The following is a 14,813-nucleotide window of genomic DNA, read 5'->3' on the forward strand; positions in this document are numbered from 1 at the left end:
AGACGAGATGCCCGACGAAACTTATCGATCCGCGCGCCCCCAGAACAGCGACGGCCTACCGGAGGTCACTCTCGACCAGGCCCATGCACCCGACAAGGTGCTGGCCCACGAGGATCTGCTGCGGAAATTCGTCAACGGCGAGACGTTCCGGCCCATCCATATGCGCATTGGCATCATGGGCGCTTGCAACATGCGTTGCAATTTCTGCAACTTCCATTCGCCGAACGAGGAGAACTTCTACGACCTGTTCTCCTTCAAGGACGCCATTCCCACAGATAAGAGCGTCAAGCTCATGCGGGAATTCGCCGAGTCCGGCGGCCGGGCGGTCACGTTCTGCGGCAGCGGCGAATGCACCATTCATCGCGGATACACGGAGATCTGCGCGGCCGGGCACGAGGCGGGGCTGCGCATCGGCCTCATCACCAACGGATCCCGCCTGCACAAGCAGCAGATCTCCGACTGCGTGATCAACACGCACACCTGGGTGCGGATCGGGCTCAACGCCGGCACCGAGGCGACGTTCAACGAGATCACCCGGGACAAGGAGCGGACCTTCACCACGTTCTTCAAGGCCGTGAGCCGCCTGCGCGAGCAGGCCGTCGACCCGGAGTTCCGGATCGGCTTCAACTTCGTGATCACCCGGCAGAACTACAAGGAGATCGTTCAGGCCGCCCAGGCCGTGCGCGACTCCGGAGCGCACTATGTGCGCTTCGAGCCGGAGTTCTACAGCTCCATGGGTCACGAGACCATCGAAGAGGTCATAACCGAGGTCTCCGCCTCGTTGACCGAGGTCGCCGCGCTGTCGTCGGAGGAGTTCGAGATCTCCGTGCCCAAGCTCGACCGGGGCCCGATGGACCAGGTGGAAGAGGTCGAGGGCGACTTCGAGCACTGCCACTACAGCCGCTTCGTCACGGCCGTCGGCGCGGACGGCAACCTCTACCCGTGCCCACAGGTGCACCTGAACAGCCGTTACCTCATCGGCAACGTGCTGGAGGAGGGCTATCTCCCCGTCCTCGAGGGCGGCCCCAGGGCCGAGTGGGAGGCCAGCAACCCGCGCCGGACCGATCTGTGCAAGTCCTGCTTCTACCGGCCGCAGAACGAGCTGCTCGAATGGCTGCGCCGAGGGCAGATCAAGATCGACGACGCGCTGAACAACTACCGCATCGAAGTGCCCCACGCGCTTCACACCGACTTCGTCTGAGATCCGAGGACGCCGTTGACGCCGATCGAGCGCTTCACCCACCTCGGCCGCTCCCCCGTACGTGCTCCGGACCAGACCATCCGCAACGCGCAGGTGCGCGGGGCGGTCGTGCGGCTGGCCGCCGTCCAGGAGCGGACCCTGCGGGTCCGCTCCACCTACGGCGCGGACCGGCAGGGGGCCCGCGTGGACCACTACGTCTTCGAGCACGACGGCCGCGGTGAGCTGCGCGCCGTCATGCTCACCCCGGCGGGCCCGCCGCCGTGGCCGGGCGTGCTGGTGTGCCCGGGGCGCAACGCGACCCTGGAGCGGGTGACCGGCCTCATCCCGCCCGACCATCCGGGCCGCGACGTGGCCGCCCATCTGACCCGGGCCGGATTCCTCACCCTCACCCTCGACCACGGCCTCGACCTGTGGGCCGCGCCCGCCGCGCTGGGCGGGCGCGACGCCGGCGACGTACTGGACGGCACGTTGCGGCTGCACGGGGGCAGCTTGCTCGCCGCGCTGGCCGAGGACGCCCTGGCCGCGCTCGACTGGCTGCGCGCCCGGCCGGACGTGGCGGCCACCGGCCTGTTCGGCCACAGCATGGGCGCGGCCGTGGCGCTGCACACCGCCCTCCTGGCGGACGAGCCGATCCCGCTGTGCGCGGCCAGCCACCTGGGCACCTACCAGACGATGATCGGCAAGCTGCTGGCCTGGAACCAGTACACCGCCCTGCCGTCCATCCTGCGCCACGCCGACCTGCCCGAGCTGTACACGGCCCTGTCCCCCGCACCCCTCCAGATCCAGTACGGCAACGCCGACGCGCGGCTCGACCACGACGACGCGGCACAGGCCGGCGAGCGGATCGCCACCTCCTACGAGCCGGGCCGGGCCGAGGTGCTCGACCTGCCCATGGGCCACAGCACCGGCCTGGCCGAGGCGGCGGACTTCTTCACCCGCACCCTGGCCAAGCCCGCCGCCGGCGACGACGAGCCGTTCGTGCCCGCCGCCCGGGTGTCCTTCGGCGTACGGGCCCGCCTGGACGTCCTGGACCTGGTGGACGACGCGCTGGCATCCGGGTCGCTGACGCTCGGCCCGTGCGGCGCGCGGCTGGAGGACCTGGCCGGCCACGAGCTCGGCCGTGGCACCGCCGCCGTCAGCTCCGGCTCGTCCGCCCTGGAGATCGCCCTGCGGATCGTCGGGGTCGAGGGGCGCACCGTGCTGGTCCCGGCCAACACCTTCTTCGCGACCGCGGCGAGCGCCGTCCGCGCCGGGGCGCTGGTCGACTTCGTCGACATGGAGCCCGACGGTCTCGGCCTGGACCCCGATGGCCTGCGGGCGGCGCTGGACGCCCATGAGGACGTGGCCGCGGTGGTGCCCGTGCACCTCGCCGGCGTCCTGCCGGACTCCCTGCCGCAGGTGCTGGCCGTCTGCGCCGAGCGGGGCGTCGCGGTCGTCGAGGACGCCGCGCACGCGCTCGGCTCTTCGCTGGACGGGCGGCAGGCGGGCACGTTCGGCCGGCTGGCCGCGTTCTCCCTCTACCCCACCAAGGTCATCACCAGCGGCGAGGGCGGCCTGCTGACCGCCGCCGACCCCGCCGACCTGGAGCGGGTGCGGCGCCTGCGGGACCACGGCAAGCTGTCCTTCGAGGAGAACCTGCACGAGGACCTCGGCAGCAACTGGCGGATGAGCGAGCTGCACGCGGCCGTGGGGCTCACCCATCTGGCCCGGCTGGCGGAGGTGCTGGCCGAGCGGCGGCGGCTGGCCGCCTGGTACGACGAGAACCTGGCCCGGGTGCCCGCCCTCACCCATCACGAAATTTCGCCTGATTGCGCGACAAATCATTACAAGTACCTGGCGTTGCTGCCGGACGGCGTGGACCGGGCGGCGCTCAAGCGCCGGCTGCGTGCCGGCGGAGTGCGCCTGGCCGGCGAGGTGTACGACGTCCCGCTGCATCGCCAGCCCTACTTCGCCCCGCGCTTCGGCGACCGCTCCTACCCGCGCGCCGAGGCGTTCACCGCCCGCCACATCTGCCTGCCGATCTTCCCCGGCATGACCACCGCCCAGCAGGAACGGGTCGTCCAGGCCCTGCGGGACGCGCTCTCGTGATCGGTCAGGCGGTCCTCCCGCTGCTGCGCGGGGGCCGGTGGTACCGGTCGATGGACACCGTGCCCGTCCCCGGCGCCGGGTCGCTCTGCCTGGCCCCGGAGATCATCGTCCGCGACGACGCCGCCCGGCTGCGCGCCCGGACGGCGCAGGACGGCCCCGGCCGCGCCGCGGGACCGGACCGCGACCGGCGGCTCGACCTGCTCCGCGAGGCCGTCGACCTGTTCAGGTTCGGCCGGGTCCCCGTCGAAGGGCTCGGCGTTCAGGACCCCGGCGACTTCGCCGCGTCGATGGGCGCGGCGGCCGGACTCCCGCCCGCCCTGGTACAGCGCTGGTCCGACCTGCTCGCCGCCCAACTGGAGGAGCCGGCGCCTCACGAGCACGACGGCCCGTCGGCCGGGCTCGCGCCGGAGGAGCGCGGGGGCCTCACCCTGGTTTCGCTGCCCGCCAACACCTTCACCTGCCTGGAGGCGGTGCTGGAGGCGGCGCTGTCCGGCGCGGCCGTCTGGGTCCGGCCGAGCCGGCGCGAGCCGCTGTCGTCGGCCCGCCTGATCGGGGCCCTGCTGAGCGTGGGCTGGCCGGCCGAGACGCTCGGCTACTACCCCACCGCGCCCCGTACCCTGCATGCCCTCATCCAGAGCTCCGACCACCAGATCGTGTACGGAGGGGACGATCTGGCGGCGGAGCTCTCCCGGCGGGCGGCGGGTCCGCCGGCGCTGGAGTTCCGCGGTCCGGGGCGAGCCTGCGTGATCGTGGACGAGCCGCCGGACCCCGAGTGGCTCGCCGAGCGGATCGCGCAGGACGCCGGCCGGTTCTGCACCAGCGCCTGCGTGGTGGCCTGCCTGCGCGGCACCGAGCCGCTCGCCCGGCGGGTCGCCGAGGTGCTGGACGGCATCTCGCTCGACCCGCCGGACCCGCGCCGCCCGCAGGCGGCCTGGCCCGAGCCCGACGCCGCGCGGCTGGCCGCGTTCGTCATGGAGCGGCTCGAACCCGGCGGGCGGCTGCTCACCCGGCGGCCGCTGCTGTCGGCAGGGTTCCTGGCGCCCACCCTGGTCGAGGTGGACGACCCCGGCCACCCGCTGGTCGGCGTCGAGCTGCCCTTCCCGTTCGCCGTCATCGTCGCCACGGACCGGGCCGGGGCGCGCGGCCTGGCCGCCCGATCGCGCTTCGTCCACCCGCCCCGCTTCGCGATCTCCCCGGAAGGAGTGTCGTCCTGAACACGAATCACCTCCCGGAGCCGGGCGGCTCCCTGTTAGAGGCCATGCGAGAGCACGTCCCGCCGCTGCGCGAGTCACTCGACGAGTGGACGGCACGCATGATGAGCTGGCATTTCGACGACCGGACCGGGTCGGCGTTCTGGCTGGCGCGCAAGGGCGGCCTGCCCTTCGACCCGATCAGGGACGTCACCGACTACGCCTCGCTGCGCCTGTTCGGCCTGTTCGACAAGACGGATCTGCGCGGGGTGCGGGCGCGCGACCTGGTGCCGCGCGGCTTCGCCGGCCGCCCGTTCCGGGTCGTGGAGACCGGCGGCTCGTCGGGCCGCCCGTACCGGGTGGTCGATGTCACCCGCGCCATCTACGACGTGCGGATGTATAGCGTCATGCTGGAGGCGCGCGGCCTGCTCGGCGTCGACATCCTGGCCATGACGCCCAGCGGCCCGCACGCCTACGGCCACTTCGTCAAGCTGCTCGGCGACAGCTGGGGCGCGGCCGTCTTCTCCGTCGACTTCGACCCGCGCTGGGTCAAGCAGCTGGTCCGTGCCTCGGGAGAGGCCGACGCCTACGTCGGCCATCTGATCGCGCAGACCGCGGACATCCTTGAGGACGAACGGCCCGCGCTGCTCTTCACCACCTCCCGGCTGCTCATGTCGCTCGCGCCGGCGCTCCGCAAACCCCTCAGCGCGTACGGCGTGCGCGCGGTGTGCACCGGCGGCACCTCCTGCTCGCCCGAGGAGGCCCGCTACCTGCGCGAGGAGTATCTCCAGGACGTGCAGTGGATCGACACCTACGGCAACACGCTGTCCGGGCACGCGCTGCAGGGTGACGCCCTGGAGCCCGGCGCGCCGAACAGCCACCACCTGCCGCCGCCGCTGGCGGTCATGCACGTGGTGCGGCCGGACGACGTGTGGCAGGAGGTCCCCGTCGGGGAGCGGGGGCGGATCCGGGTGGTGACCCTGCTGGAAGACCTGTTCCTGCCCAACCTGCTGGAGCGGGACACGGCGGTCGCCGCCCCCGCGCATCCGTGGTTCCCGTGGCCGGGAGTGTCGCAGGTGGGGGCGTACGAGTCGGAGGACGCGCCACGCGTCATCGAGGGGGTCTACTGATGTCCCGGCAGGCGGTGACGTCCAACGGCGTGCCCATCCCGTTCACCCCTGAGCTGTTCGCGCCGCTGGCCGACAGCACGCCGCTGGCCGGTGACCTGCCCGCCCTGCGCCGGCGTTTCCGCCAGGACGGGGTGGTGCTGCTGCGCGGTTTCCTCGACCGGCGGAAGGTGCTGGACCTGCGCGGGGCGTACCTGTCGAGGTTCCCGGACGGGTTGTTCGCGGCCGGGTCCACGCCCGAGGAGGGCATCTTCTCGGGCCGGGTGCCCGACGGGCTGCCCGCGCACGGGGTGCGCGGCCATCCGGCGCACGCCTTCGTCCGCGAGCGGCTCTTCGCCTCCTTCGCCGATCAGCCGGCGCTGCGGCGTTTGGCGGAGGCGCTGCTCGGCGGCCCGGTCGACCGGCTGCCGCGCGCCATCCTGCGGCACTTCCACGCGGGCACCCTGATGGCCTCGCGCGCGCACACCGACCACGCCTACATGACGTGGGGCAGCGAGCGGGTGCTCACCATGTGGATCCCGGTCGGCGACTGCCCGATGGAGGCCGGCGGCCTGGTCTACCTGGAAGGCTCGCACCGGGAGGCGGCCGAGCGGTTCGAGCGGGCGCGGCTCGGCAGCGACCGCGCCGGCGACCCCCGGCCGATCAGCCACGACCTCCGGGCCACGGCGCAGGCCGTCGGCCGCCGGTGGCTGTGGCATGACTATGAGGCGGGCGACCTCACCGTGCACAGTCCGCACCTGGTGCACGCCTCGCTCGATACTGTGACCGATGCCATGCGCGTCTCCGTGGACCTGCGGTTCATCCTCCGGGGCGAGAAGGCGGACACCCGATGGATGAAGGAGTGGGCCGGCGATGACGGCGCCTGAGGACACGACCACACCCGAACTCGACCCCGAGCCACGCACCGCGGCCCTGACCAGGCTGGCCGCGATGTCCATGTTCTTCATCGTGGGGCTCGCCTTCGCCACGTTCCTGATCCGGGTGCCGACCCTGAAGGTCGAGCACGGTCTCACGGACGGGCAGCTCGGCCTGCTGCTGGTCGTCCCGTCGGTCTGCGCCGTGATCTCCATGCAGGTCACCGGCGCGCTGGTCGCCAGGTTCGGCAGCGCGCCGATCGCCAGGATCACCGGCGTGGCGCTGCCGCTGTCGCTGATCGGCATCGCGGTGGCCGCCGACCCGATCCAGCTCGCCGTCGCGCTGGTGGTCTTCGGCCTGATCGACGGGCTGCTCGACGTGTCCATGAACTCCCACGCGATCGCGGTGGAGCGCACGCTCAAGCGGGCCGTGATGAACCGCTGCCACGCCGCCTGGAGCATCGGCGCGCTGGGCGCCTCCCTGCTGGGCGGCCTGACGCTGCAGCTCGACATCTCCCTGGCGACGCACTTCGCCTGGGTGGGCGTGGGCGTGGCCGCGCTCGCGCTGGTGGTCGGCTTCTGGATGCTGCCCGCCGGCGCCGACCAGCAGCCGGAGCCCGACAAGAAGATCAGGATGCGCTGGCGGGCCGGCTGGACGCCCCGGGTGCTGCTGCTCGGCGCGATGGGGGCGAGCGTCCTCATCCTGGAGGGCGCGGTCGGCAACTGGAGCGGCGTCCTGCTGATCGACGACCGCGGCGCCACCCTGGCCGTCGCCTCGCTCGGCTACATCCTGTTCAACATCTGCCAAGTCGGCGGCCGTCTCGTCGGCGACCGCCTGCACGAGAAGTACGGCGCGCCGCCCCTGGTCCGGGTGAGCGGCGCGGTCGCGTTCGCCGGTCTGGCCATGGTCGTGACGGTCCCGAACGCGGTGGTGACCATCGTCGGCTTCGGCGTGGTCGGCGTGGGCCTGTCCGTCCTGTTGCCCCTCATCTTCAGCGCGGTCGGGCACGGCAGCTCGGACGGCGCGGCGATGGCGCTGTCCCGGTTCACCACCATGACCTACTCCGGCCTGCTGTTCGGCCCGGTCCTGATCGGCTGGATCGCCGAAGCCATAGGCAAGATCACCACTTTCGCCGGGCTGCTCCTGCTGCTGATGGTGGTGATCCTCAACGCCAGGGCGACCGCCTCCGCCGACCTGAGGGACGCCTGACCTGACGGCCTCCCCCGCCACGCTCGGATGGCCGTGCCCCTCGCTGACCTGGTTCAGTCGGCGAGGGGCACGGCCGTACTGGCGCTTGATGGCCGCTCGGCCAAGCCGCAACGTGCGCTGACCGTAAAACTTGCTCAAGCCCCGAGCAAGATTCGGGATGGGCACCGCCGGTCCAGGAAGGCCGATGAAAGCGTAGGGAACGCCCGGCGAGCGAGTCAGCGGAAAGGGCGGGGAAAGATGCAGGAAAGCGCGAGGGCCGATGATGCCCCCATGCGATCCACAGCAGGCGTCCCGCGCGGCCGAGTTCGCCCATCGCAGCCGGATCTGACGCCGCGCCCGCTCTGACGCCGGGCCCGCTCTGACGCCGCGCCTCAGCTGGATCGCCGGCCTCGCCGGTCGGGCGGGGTCCGAGGGCGGAACACACCGAACCATCAATGAATGGGGCTACATGCACACCGTTGTCTCGGACGTGATCGCGGACGTGGTCGCTCCCTCCGCGGCCCAGGTCGACCGCGCCGGGGAGTTCCCGCGCGCCGCGATCGAAGCCCTGGCCAAGGCGGGCCTGCTCGGCCTGACCAGCAGTGTGGAGGTGGGCGGCGGCGGACAGGGGCTCAGGGCCGCCGCCGAGGTCATCACCGAACTGGCCACCGCCTGCGGATCCACCGCGATGATCACTCTCATGCACTACTCGGCCACCGCGGCGCTTGAGGCGCACGGCCCGGCCGAGGTGCGCCGGGAGATCGCGGCGGGCCGCTACCTGGCCATGCTGGCCTTCTCCGAGGCCGGCTCGCGCAGCCACTTCTGGGCGCCGCTGAGCACCGCCGAGGCCGACGGGGGCGAGATCCGGCTGGACGCGCGCAAGAGCTTCGTCACCGCGGCGGGCGAGGCGGACGGGTACGTCTGGTCGAGCCGGCCGCTGTCCGGCGACGGTCCCATGACGCTGTGGCTGGTGCCCCGCGACGCGGCCGGGCTGACGGTCAGCGGCTCCTACGACGGCCTCGGCCTGCGCGCCAACGCCTCCAGCCCGATGGCGGCCGAGGGGGTGCGCGTACCGGCGGACGCCATGCTGGGCACGGACGGGGACGGGCTCGACATCGCGCTCGCCACCGTGCTGCCGACCTTCCTGGTGCTCAACGCCGCTTGCTCCCTGGGCGTCATCGAGGCGCTGGCGGCCAAGGCCCACGAGCACCTGGCCAGGACCAACCTGGCCCACCTGGGGCAGCGGCTGGCGGACCAGCTCCCGGCCAGGTCCTCCTACGCCCGCATCCGTACCAGGGCCGACCAGACCCGGGCGTTCCTGAACGACACCCTCGCCGCGCTCGAGTCCGGGCGCGAGGACGCCATGCTGCGGGTCCTTCAGGTGAAGGCCGTCGCGGCGGAGGCGGCGGTCGAGATCGGCGACGAGGTCATGCGGCTCTGCGGCGGGTCGGCGCTGCGGCGGGACCTCGGCATCGAACGGCACTTCCGCGACGCCCTGGCCGCCCGGGTCATGGCCCCCACCACGGAGGCCCTGCACGACTTCGTGGGCCGGGTCTCCTTCGGCCTGCCGCTGCTCGACGGAGGCGCGTCGTGACGCTCCTCATGGGAGCGGTGGCCTACGACGCGAAGGTGGTGCCGATCTGGACCGGGTTCCGGTCCTGGCTCCTGCGCAACGGCCTGCCGTTCGACTTCGTGCTCTACTCCACCTACGAGCGGCAGGTCGAGGACCTCGTCGCGGGACGCGTCCACGCCGCCTGGAACTCGCCGCTGGCGTGGGTCCGCGCCCGGCGGCTGGCCGCCGCCGCGGGCCGCTCGGTGCGTCCGCTGGTGATGCGCGACACCGACCGCGATCTGCGCTCCGTCGTGGTCGTGCGCGCCGACTCCGGCATCGCCGCCCTGGACGACCTCAAAGGACAGGTCGTGGGCACCGGGGCCGTCGACTCGCCGCAGGCCACCCTCCTGCCGCTGCATCACCTGCGCGTCGCGGGGGCGACGTTCGAGGTACGCCGCTTCGAGGTGGGGGTGGGCCTGCACGGCGACCACATCGGCGGCGAGCGGGACGCCGCCCGGGCGCTGCTGGCGGGCGAGGTGGCCGCGGCCTGCATGGTCGACGCCAACCATCTGCTCTTCAGCCGCGAGGGCACGCTGTCTCCCGGCGCCACCCGGATCCTCACCGGCACGGCGGCGTACGACCACTGCAACATGACCGTCGTCGACTCCGCGCCGGAGGAGCTCGTCCGGCTGTTCGGCGAGCTGCTATCCGGCATGTCGTACGCCGACCCGGAGGTGCGTCCCCTCCTCGATCTGGAGGGTCTCACCGCCTGGGTGGAAGGCCGTACGAGCGGATACGGCGAGCTGGAGGCCGCGGTGGACGCCGGCGGCTTCTACGACCGGGACGGCCGGATCACCGCCGACGGTTACCGGCCGTGACGGTCCCGGCTCTCGACCTGGGGGACGTGGGGTTCGATCGGGGCGCCCACCTCCTGCTGCGCCGGGAGCTGGCGCTGCTGCCCGTCGGCGGCCGGCTCGCGGTCGCGGGAACGGACGAGGCGCTCGTCGTGCACCTGGCCGCGTGGTGCCGCCGGGAGGGCCACGAGCTCCTCCCGGCGGACGAGCGTGACGGCCGGGTGCGCGCGTGGATCGTCCGCGGCCGGGCCGGACACGACCGGTGGGCCGGGGCGGAACGGGCCGGTGGCTCCTCCCCCGCCGGCCTGGTCGCCCGGCCCCCCGCGCACTGGGGGCTGGCGGCCCGTGGCGCCCTGGTGGAGTCGGGCGGCCCGGCGGTCCCCTTCGACTTCGACCGCAAGGAGACCGTGTGGTCCGAGCTGGCGCCGAAGCTCTACCTGCAGGCGGTGGCCCGGCAGTGGGACCCGGTGGCGGCGGTCGTCTGGGACACCCCGTTCGAGCTGCCCGCCGAGATCGAGGCGGCGGTCGTCCAGGTGATGACCTACCTGGTGGAGAACGAACAGGCCGCCCTGGTCATCCCCGCGCGGCTGCTGGCCCGGGTGCACCCGCACTTCCGGGAGGTGACGCAGCTGCTGGCCGTGCAGGCGGCGGACGAGGCCCGGCACGTCGAGGTGTTCACCCGCCGGGCGACGCTGAAGGGCGATGAGCTCGGGACCTCCTCCGTCGGCGGGCGCGCCTCCCTGATGTCGCTGCTGGCCGAGCCCGACTTCTCCCTCGCCTCGTTCCTGCTGTCGGTGCTCGGCGAGGGCAGCTTCCTCAACCTGCTGTCCTTCCTGGACCGGTACGCGCCCGACCCGGTCACCCGGCGGATCGTCACCCTGGCCCACCAGGACGAGGCCCGGCACGTCGCGTTCGGCATCGCCCACCTGGAGGAGCAGGCGCGCGCCGACCCCGCCTTCCGGGGCACGCTCCGAGGCGCGATCGAGCGGCGGCACGACGCGCTGGCCGACACCGCCGGCATCAACGCGGACGTACTGGACTCCCTGACGGTGCTGGCGGCCGGTGAGTGGAGTCCCGCCGCGATCGCCCGGGGGCACGCGGCGGTCCAGGTGCTCCAGGCGGAGATGCTCGACGGCCGCAGGAACCGCCTGGTCCGGCTCGGTTTCCCGGCTGACGAGGCCGCCGACCTGGCCGCCCTGCACACCCGCAACTTCATGTGAGCGCCGGTCGTGGCGTACCGTCCACAGCTCCCCGTCATGGTGCCCTGATCGGTCAGGCGATCTTTCCGTACGGTTTCCGCCACCTGTCCGCATCCCCGATTGCGTCGAAAGTCCGATTCCTGGCCTGTGAAGGGGTTGACCCGCCGAGGCCCTCCGAATGATCGTCTACGGCGACGGCCGTGCTGCGGCCGCCCTAACGAAAGGCGCTAACGTGGACGTAGGACGCATCTCCGCTCGGGCTCTGGCGACGGCGGCGGCCGCCGCGCTCCTCCTCCAGGCCGTTCCCGCCGGGGCGACCACCGCCGCCGCCTCACCGCAGAGCGTGTGCGGCTCCGGGTACGGGGTCATCGACACGCTGCCGATCAGCACCGGCAAGCTGTGGGCGACGGTCTACCTGCTCTACAACAGCGGCAACGGCTACAACTGCGTGGTCACCATGAAGACGGCGGACATCGGCACCGCCACCTACACCCAGGCCCGCATCCAGGTGTCGGGATCGAGCACCATCCACCGCGACAGTGGCAACTTCACCAGCTATGCCGGTCCCGTGCGGGTGAAGGCCGCCGGCAAGTGTGTGCAGTTCGGCGGCATCGCCTCGGACGGGCCAGGTGGCCAGCGCTTCCAGAGCCTGAGCTCGTGGGGACACTGCGGCTGAACGACCGGGACCGGCGGGGCCGGGCGAGGTCCGTGGGCGGGTCGCGGGGAGCCGCCCACGGATCGGCGCCCGGCCTTGATCGAGACGACGTCGTCCGTCGTGTCGAGATGACAGTCGACGAGATCGTGCTCCGGTGGGACTCCAGGCGTTCGGGGTGAAAGGCAGGATTGTTGCGGTTTCAACTCCTTGGCCCGATGCGGATCCAACCCGCCGGCACCCCCCTGCGGATCGCGGCGCCCAAGCAGCGCACGCTCCTCGCCATGCTGCTCGCGCACGCCGACCACCCCGTGCCGGTCACCTCGCTGGTGGCCGAGGTGTGGGATCAGCGACCGCCCCCCTCGGCGGTGGCGAACCTGCGCACCTACCTCATGCGGCTGCGCCACCTGCTCTCCCCCGCCGCCCACCCGGACGGCGAGCGGCTGGTCACCTCGGACGGTGGTTACCTGCTCCGGGTCGAGCCCGCCGAGGTGGACCTCGCCCAGTTCGAGACGTTGTCCGCCCGCGGCCGCCGGTCGCAGGAGCGAGGCGATCTCGAGACGGCGCACGACGAGTACGCCAAGGCGCTCGCGCTGTGGCGGGGCATGGCGGTCGAGGACGTGCCGCTCGGCCCGGCCCTGCGCGAGGTCGTCGCCCACCTGACCGACCACTACCTGAACACCGTCGAGGAGTTCACGGAGGTCCAGTTCGCGCTCGGCAGGCATGCCGCGGCGGCCGAGCGGTTGCGCGCGTTGACGGTGCGATACCCGCTGCGGGAGGGACTGCGCGGCCGGCTCATGGTCGCGCTGTACCGGTGCGGCGACGTGGCCGGCGCGCTGGACGCGTTCCGGGCGGCCCGCCAGGTCCTGGCCGACGAGCTCGACGTCGAGCCAGGTGCGGAGCTGCGCCGGTTGCACCAGGCGATCCTGCGCCGGGAACCGGACGTGGAGTCGCCGGGCGGGCCGGCGGCCGTACACGTGCGGAGCAGCCACCCCCGGCCACGCCAGTTGCCGCGGGAGCCGGCGGTGTTCGCGGGCCGGTCGGTCGAGCTCTCCCAGGCGCTCGACGTGCTGTGGCGCGACGCCGAGGCAGGCGCCGGCTCACGGCTGCTCGCGCTGCACGGTCCCGCCGGAGCCGGGAAGACGGCTCTGGCGCTGCGGGCGGCGCACCTGGCCGGCGGTCACTACGCCGACGGCCTGCTCCACGCCGACCTGCAGGGCTCCACTCCAGGTAGGCCGCCGCTGCCGCCGGCGGAGGTGCTCGGCCGGTTCCTCCGGGCGCTGGGGGTGCCGCACGACGACGTACCCGCCACCGAGGCGGAGGCGGCGGCCGTCTACCAGTCGCTGCTGGCCGACCGGCGCGTGCTGGTGTTCCTCGACAACGCCGTGGACGCTGCCCAGGTGACGCACCTGATCCCGGCCGGCGACGGATGCGCGGCGCTGGTCACGAGCCGGCCCATGCTGTCGACCCTGGATGCCGTACAGATCTCCGTCGGCATGCTCGACCCGCCGGACTCGGTGCGGATGCTGACGATGCTGGCGGGCGAGACCCGGGTGACCGCCGAGCCCGGGGCGGCGGCCGACATCGCGCGGCTGTGCGGTCACCAGCCGCTGGCGCTGCGCATCGCCGGCGCCCGCCTCGCCGGCCGCCCCGACTGGTCGCTCGGCCGCTTCGGCGAACGGCTGCGGGACCGCAGACGGAGGCTCGACGAGCTCCAGACGGCCGGCTTGAGCGTCCGCTCCGGCTTCGAGGTGAGCGTCGCGGCGCTGGAGGAGGGCGTGAGCCCTGTCAAGGACGTGGCCGTGCGCGCCTTCCGGCTGCTGGGCGCGATCGACCTGCCCGAGGTCGGCGTCGATCGCGCCGCCGAGCTGCTCGGCGTCGAGGCGAAGGTCGCCGACGCGGCGCTGGAGGAGTTGATGAAGGCGCGCCTGCTGGAGCCGATCGGCGCCGACCGCTTCCGCATGCACGATCTGCTGCGGCTCTTCGCCGCGGAGCTCGCCGCCCGGTGTAGCGCGGATGTATCGGCCCCTGTAGGCGCCCTCACTAGCGTCATGATCCAACACGCTCCTGCAGAGAGAGGTGGTTCCAGATGAACGCATTGCTGCGCGGGTTCGGTGACCGGATACTCGACCGGCTGGTGCCGAAGGCCACGGCGAAGGCGGACACCAGCTTCTACAAGCGCTGCTACTGCCGGCCGCCCGCCGACGTCATGAAGCTCTGCCACGTGGTCGGCGGCCTTTCCTCGTGCGGCCCGTGCGACACGTACTTCATCAGGTCCTGCTGACGGCTCCAGTGTGGTTCGGCGGCGGCCGGAGTGCCGCCGCCGGACCCGGTAGGAAATGGAACGAACCGGCTAGATGATGCTCTATCTGATGACGACCTGCCGGGTGCTGCTGGCCGGGGTCTTCGTGCTGGCGCTCGCGGGCAAGGTCCGCGGGCGTGCCGACTTCGAGGCGTTCGCCGCCTCGATCAGGGCGCTCGGGCTGTTCTCGGGAGCCTGGTCCGCGCTGGCGGCGTACGCGCTGGTGGGGGCCGAGGCGGTGGTGGTGCTCCTGCTGCTGTTCCCGCCCACCGTGATCGCGGGTCTGGCCGCGGCGGGCGCGACCCTCACCGTCATGACCGCCGGCATCCTCGCCGCACTGCGCCGGGGGCGGCGCGGGACGTGCCGGTGTTTCGGCGCGTCCGACACCCCGCTCGGCCGGGTGCACGTGGTGCGCAATCTGCTGCTGATCACAGGCGCCGCCACCGGGCTCGCGGCCGGACTCGCCACCGCCGGCACCGGATCTCCCGCCCACCCCGCCGGTCTCGCCCTGGCGGCGGTCGTCGCCGCCGTGGGGATCCTGATCGTCGTACGACTCGACGACCTTGTGGCCCTTTTCACCGTCTCGTCTCGATGACCGGAAGTGA

Annotated in this window: 13 protein-coding genes; all 13 read left to right on the forward strand. The window is 72.7% G+C overall.

Annotated features, from left to right (window positions below):
* The first annotated feature begins 7 nt into the window (after positions 1–7).
* The 13 genes from OHA68_RS39920 to OHA68_RS39980 all read left to right on the forward strand — a co-directional run bounded on the left by OHA68_RS39920 (position 8) and on the right by OHA68_RS39980 (position 14,803).
* On the forward strand, positions 8–1,201 hold the full coding sequence (locus tag OHA68_RS39920; RefSeq protein ID WP_327104855.1) for a radical SAM protein: 1,194 nt from the start codon (positions 8–10) through the stop codon (positions 1,199–1,201).
* Between the two features lie 15 nt (positions 1,202–1,216).
* Positions 1,217–3,289, forward strand: coding sequence for a DegT/DnrJ/EryC1/StrS aminotransferase family protein (locus tag OHA68_RS39925; RefSeq protein ID WP_327104856.1), 2,073 nt, complete (start codon positions 1,217–1,219; stop codon positions 3,287–3,289).
* Complete coding sequence (locus OHA68_RS39930; RefSeq protein WP_327104857.1) at positions 3,286–4,503, forward strand: aldehyde dehydrogenase family protein; 1,218 nt, start codon at positions 3,286–3,288, stop codon at positions 4,501–4,503. Before OHA68_RS39925 ends, OHA68_RS39930 begins: the two co-directional genes overlap by 4 nt.
* A 44-nt stretch (positions 4,504–4,547) precedes the next feature.
* Positions 4,548–5,609, forward strand: coding sequence for an acyl-CoA synthetase family protein (locus OHA68_RS39935; RefSeq protein ID WP_327104858.1), 1,062 nt, complete (start codon positions 4,548–4,550; stop codon positions 5,607–5,609).
* The gene (locus OHA68_RS39940) at positions 5,609–6,472 is read left to right on the forward strand and encodes a phytanoyl-CoA dioxygenase family protein (protein ID WP_327104859.1); all 864 of its coding nucleotides are present in this window, start codon (positions 5,609–5,611) and stop codon (positions 6,470–6,472) included. The genes OHA68_RS39935 and OHA68_RS39940 overlap by 1 nt, the downstream gene beginning before the upstream one ends.
* Positions 6,459–7,670, forward strand: coding sequence for an MFS transporter (locus OHA68_RS39945; RefSeq protein WP_327104860.1), 1,212 nt, complete (start codon positions 6,459–6,461; stop codon positions 7,668–7,670). The genes OHA68_RS39940 and OHA68_RS39945 overlap by 14 nt, the downstream gene beginning before the upstream one ends.
* Before the next feature lie 448 nt (positions 7,671–8,118).
* Complete coding sequence (locus OHA68_RS39950) at positions 8,119–9,243, forward strand: acyl-CoA dehydrogenase family protein (RefSeq protein ID WP_327104861.1); 1,125 nt, start codon at positions 8,119–8,121, stop codon at positions 9,241–9,243.
* A complete protein-coding gene (locus OHA68_RS39955) occupies positions 9,240–10,079 on the forward strand; it encodes a phosphate/phosphite/phosphonate ABC transporter substrate-binding protein (protein WP_327104862.1) in 840 nt (279 codons plus the stop codon). The genes OHA68_RS39950 and OHA68_RS39955 overlap by 4 nt, the downstream gene beginning before the upstream one ends.
* Positions 10,076–11,275 carry a hypothetical protein gene (locus OHA68_RS39960; protein ID WP_327104863.1) on the forward strand — a complete coding sequence of 400 codons (1,200 nt, stop codon included), beginning with the start codon at positions 10,076–10,078 and terminating at the stop codon, positions 11,273–11,275. The genes OHA68_RS39955 and OHA68_RS39960 overlap by 4 nt, the downstream gene beginning before the upstream one ends.
* Before the next feature lie 211 nt (positions 11,276–11,486).
* Positions 11,487–11,930, forward strand: coding sequence for a spore-associated protein A (locus OHA68_RS39965; protein WP_327104864.1), 444 nt, complete (start codon positions 11,487–11,489; stop codon positions 11,928–11,930).
* A 194-nt stretch (positions 11,931–12,124) separates the two neighbouring features.
* Positions 12,125–13,999 carry an AfsR/SARP family transcriptional regulator gene (locus OHA68_RS39970; RefSeq protein ID WP_327104865.1) on the forward strand — a complete coding sequence of 625 codons (1,875 nt, stop codon included), beginning with the start codon at positions 12,125–12,127 and terminating at the stop codon, positions 13,997–13,999.
* Entirely contained in the window at positions 13,996–14,190 is a 195-nt protein-coding gene (locus OHA68_RS39975; protein WP_327104866.1) for a hypothetical protein, read from the forward strand. Before OHA68_RS39970 ends, OHA68_RS39975 begins: the two co-directional genes overlap by 4 nt.
* Before the next feature lie 73 nt (positions 14,191–14,263).
* The gene (locus OHA68_RS39980; RefSeq protein WP_327104867.1) at positions 14,264–14,803 is read left to right on the forward strand and encodes a MauE/DoxX family redox-associated membrane protein; all 540 of its coding nucleotides are present in this window, start codon (positions 14,264–14,266) and stop codon (positions 14,801–14,803) included.
* Positions 14,804–14,813: the final 10 nt, after the last annotated feature.

This window comes from Nonomuraea glycinis, assembly GCF_035920485.1.
In the GTDB taxonomy this organism is placed as follows: Bacteria; Actinomycetota; Actinomycetes; order Streptosporangiales; family Streptosporangiaceae; genus Nonomuraea; species Nonomuraea glycinis.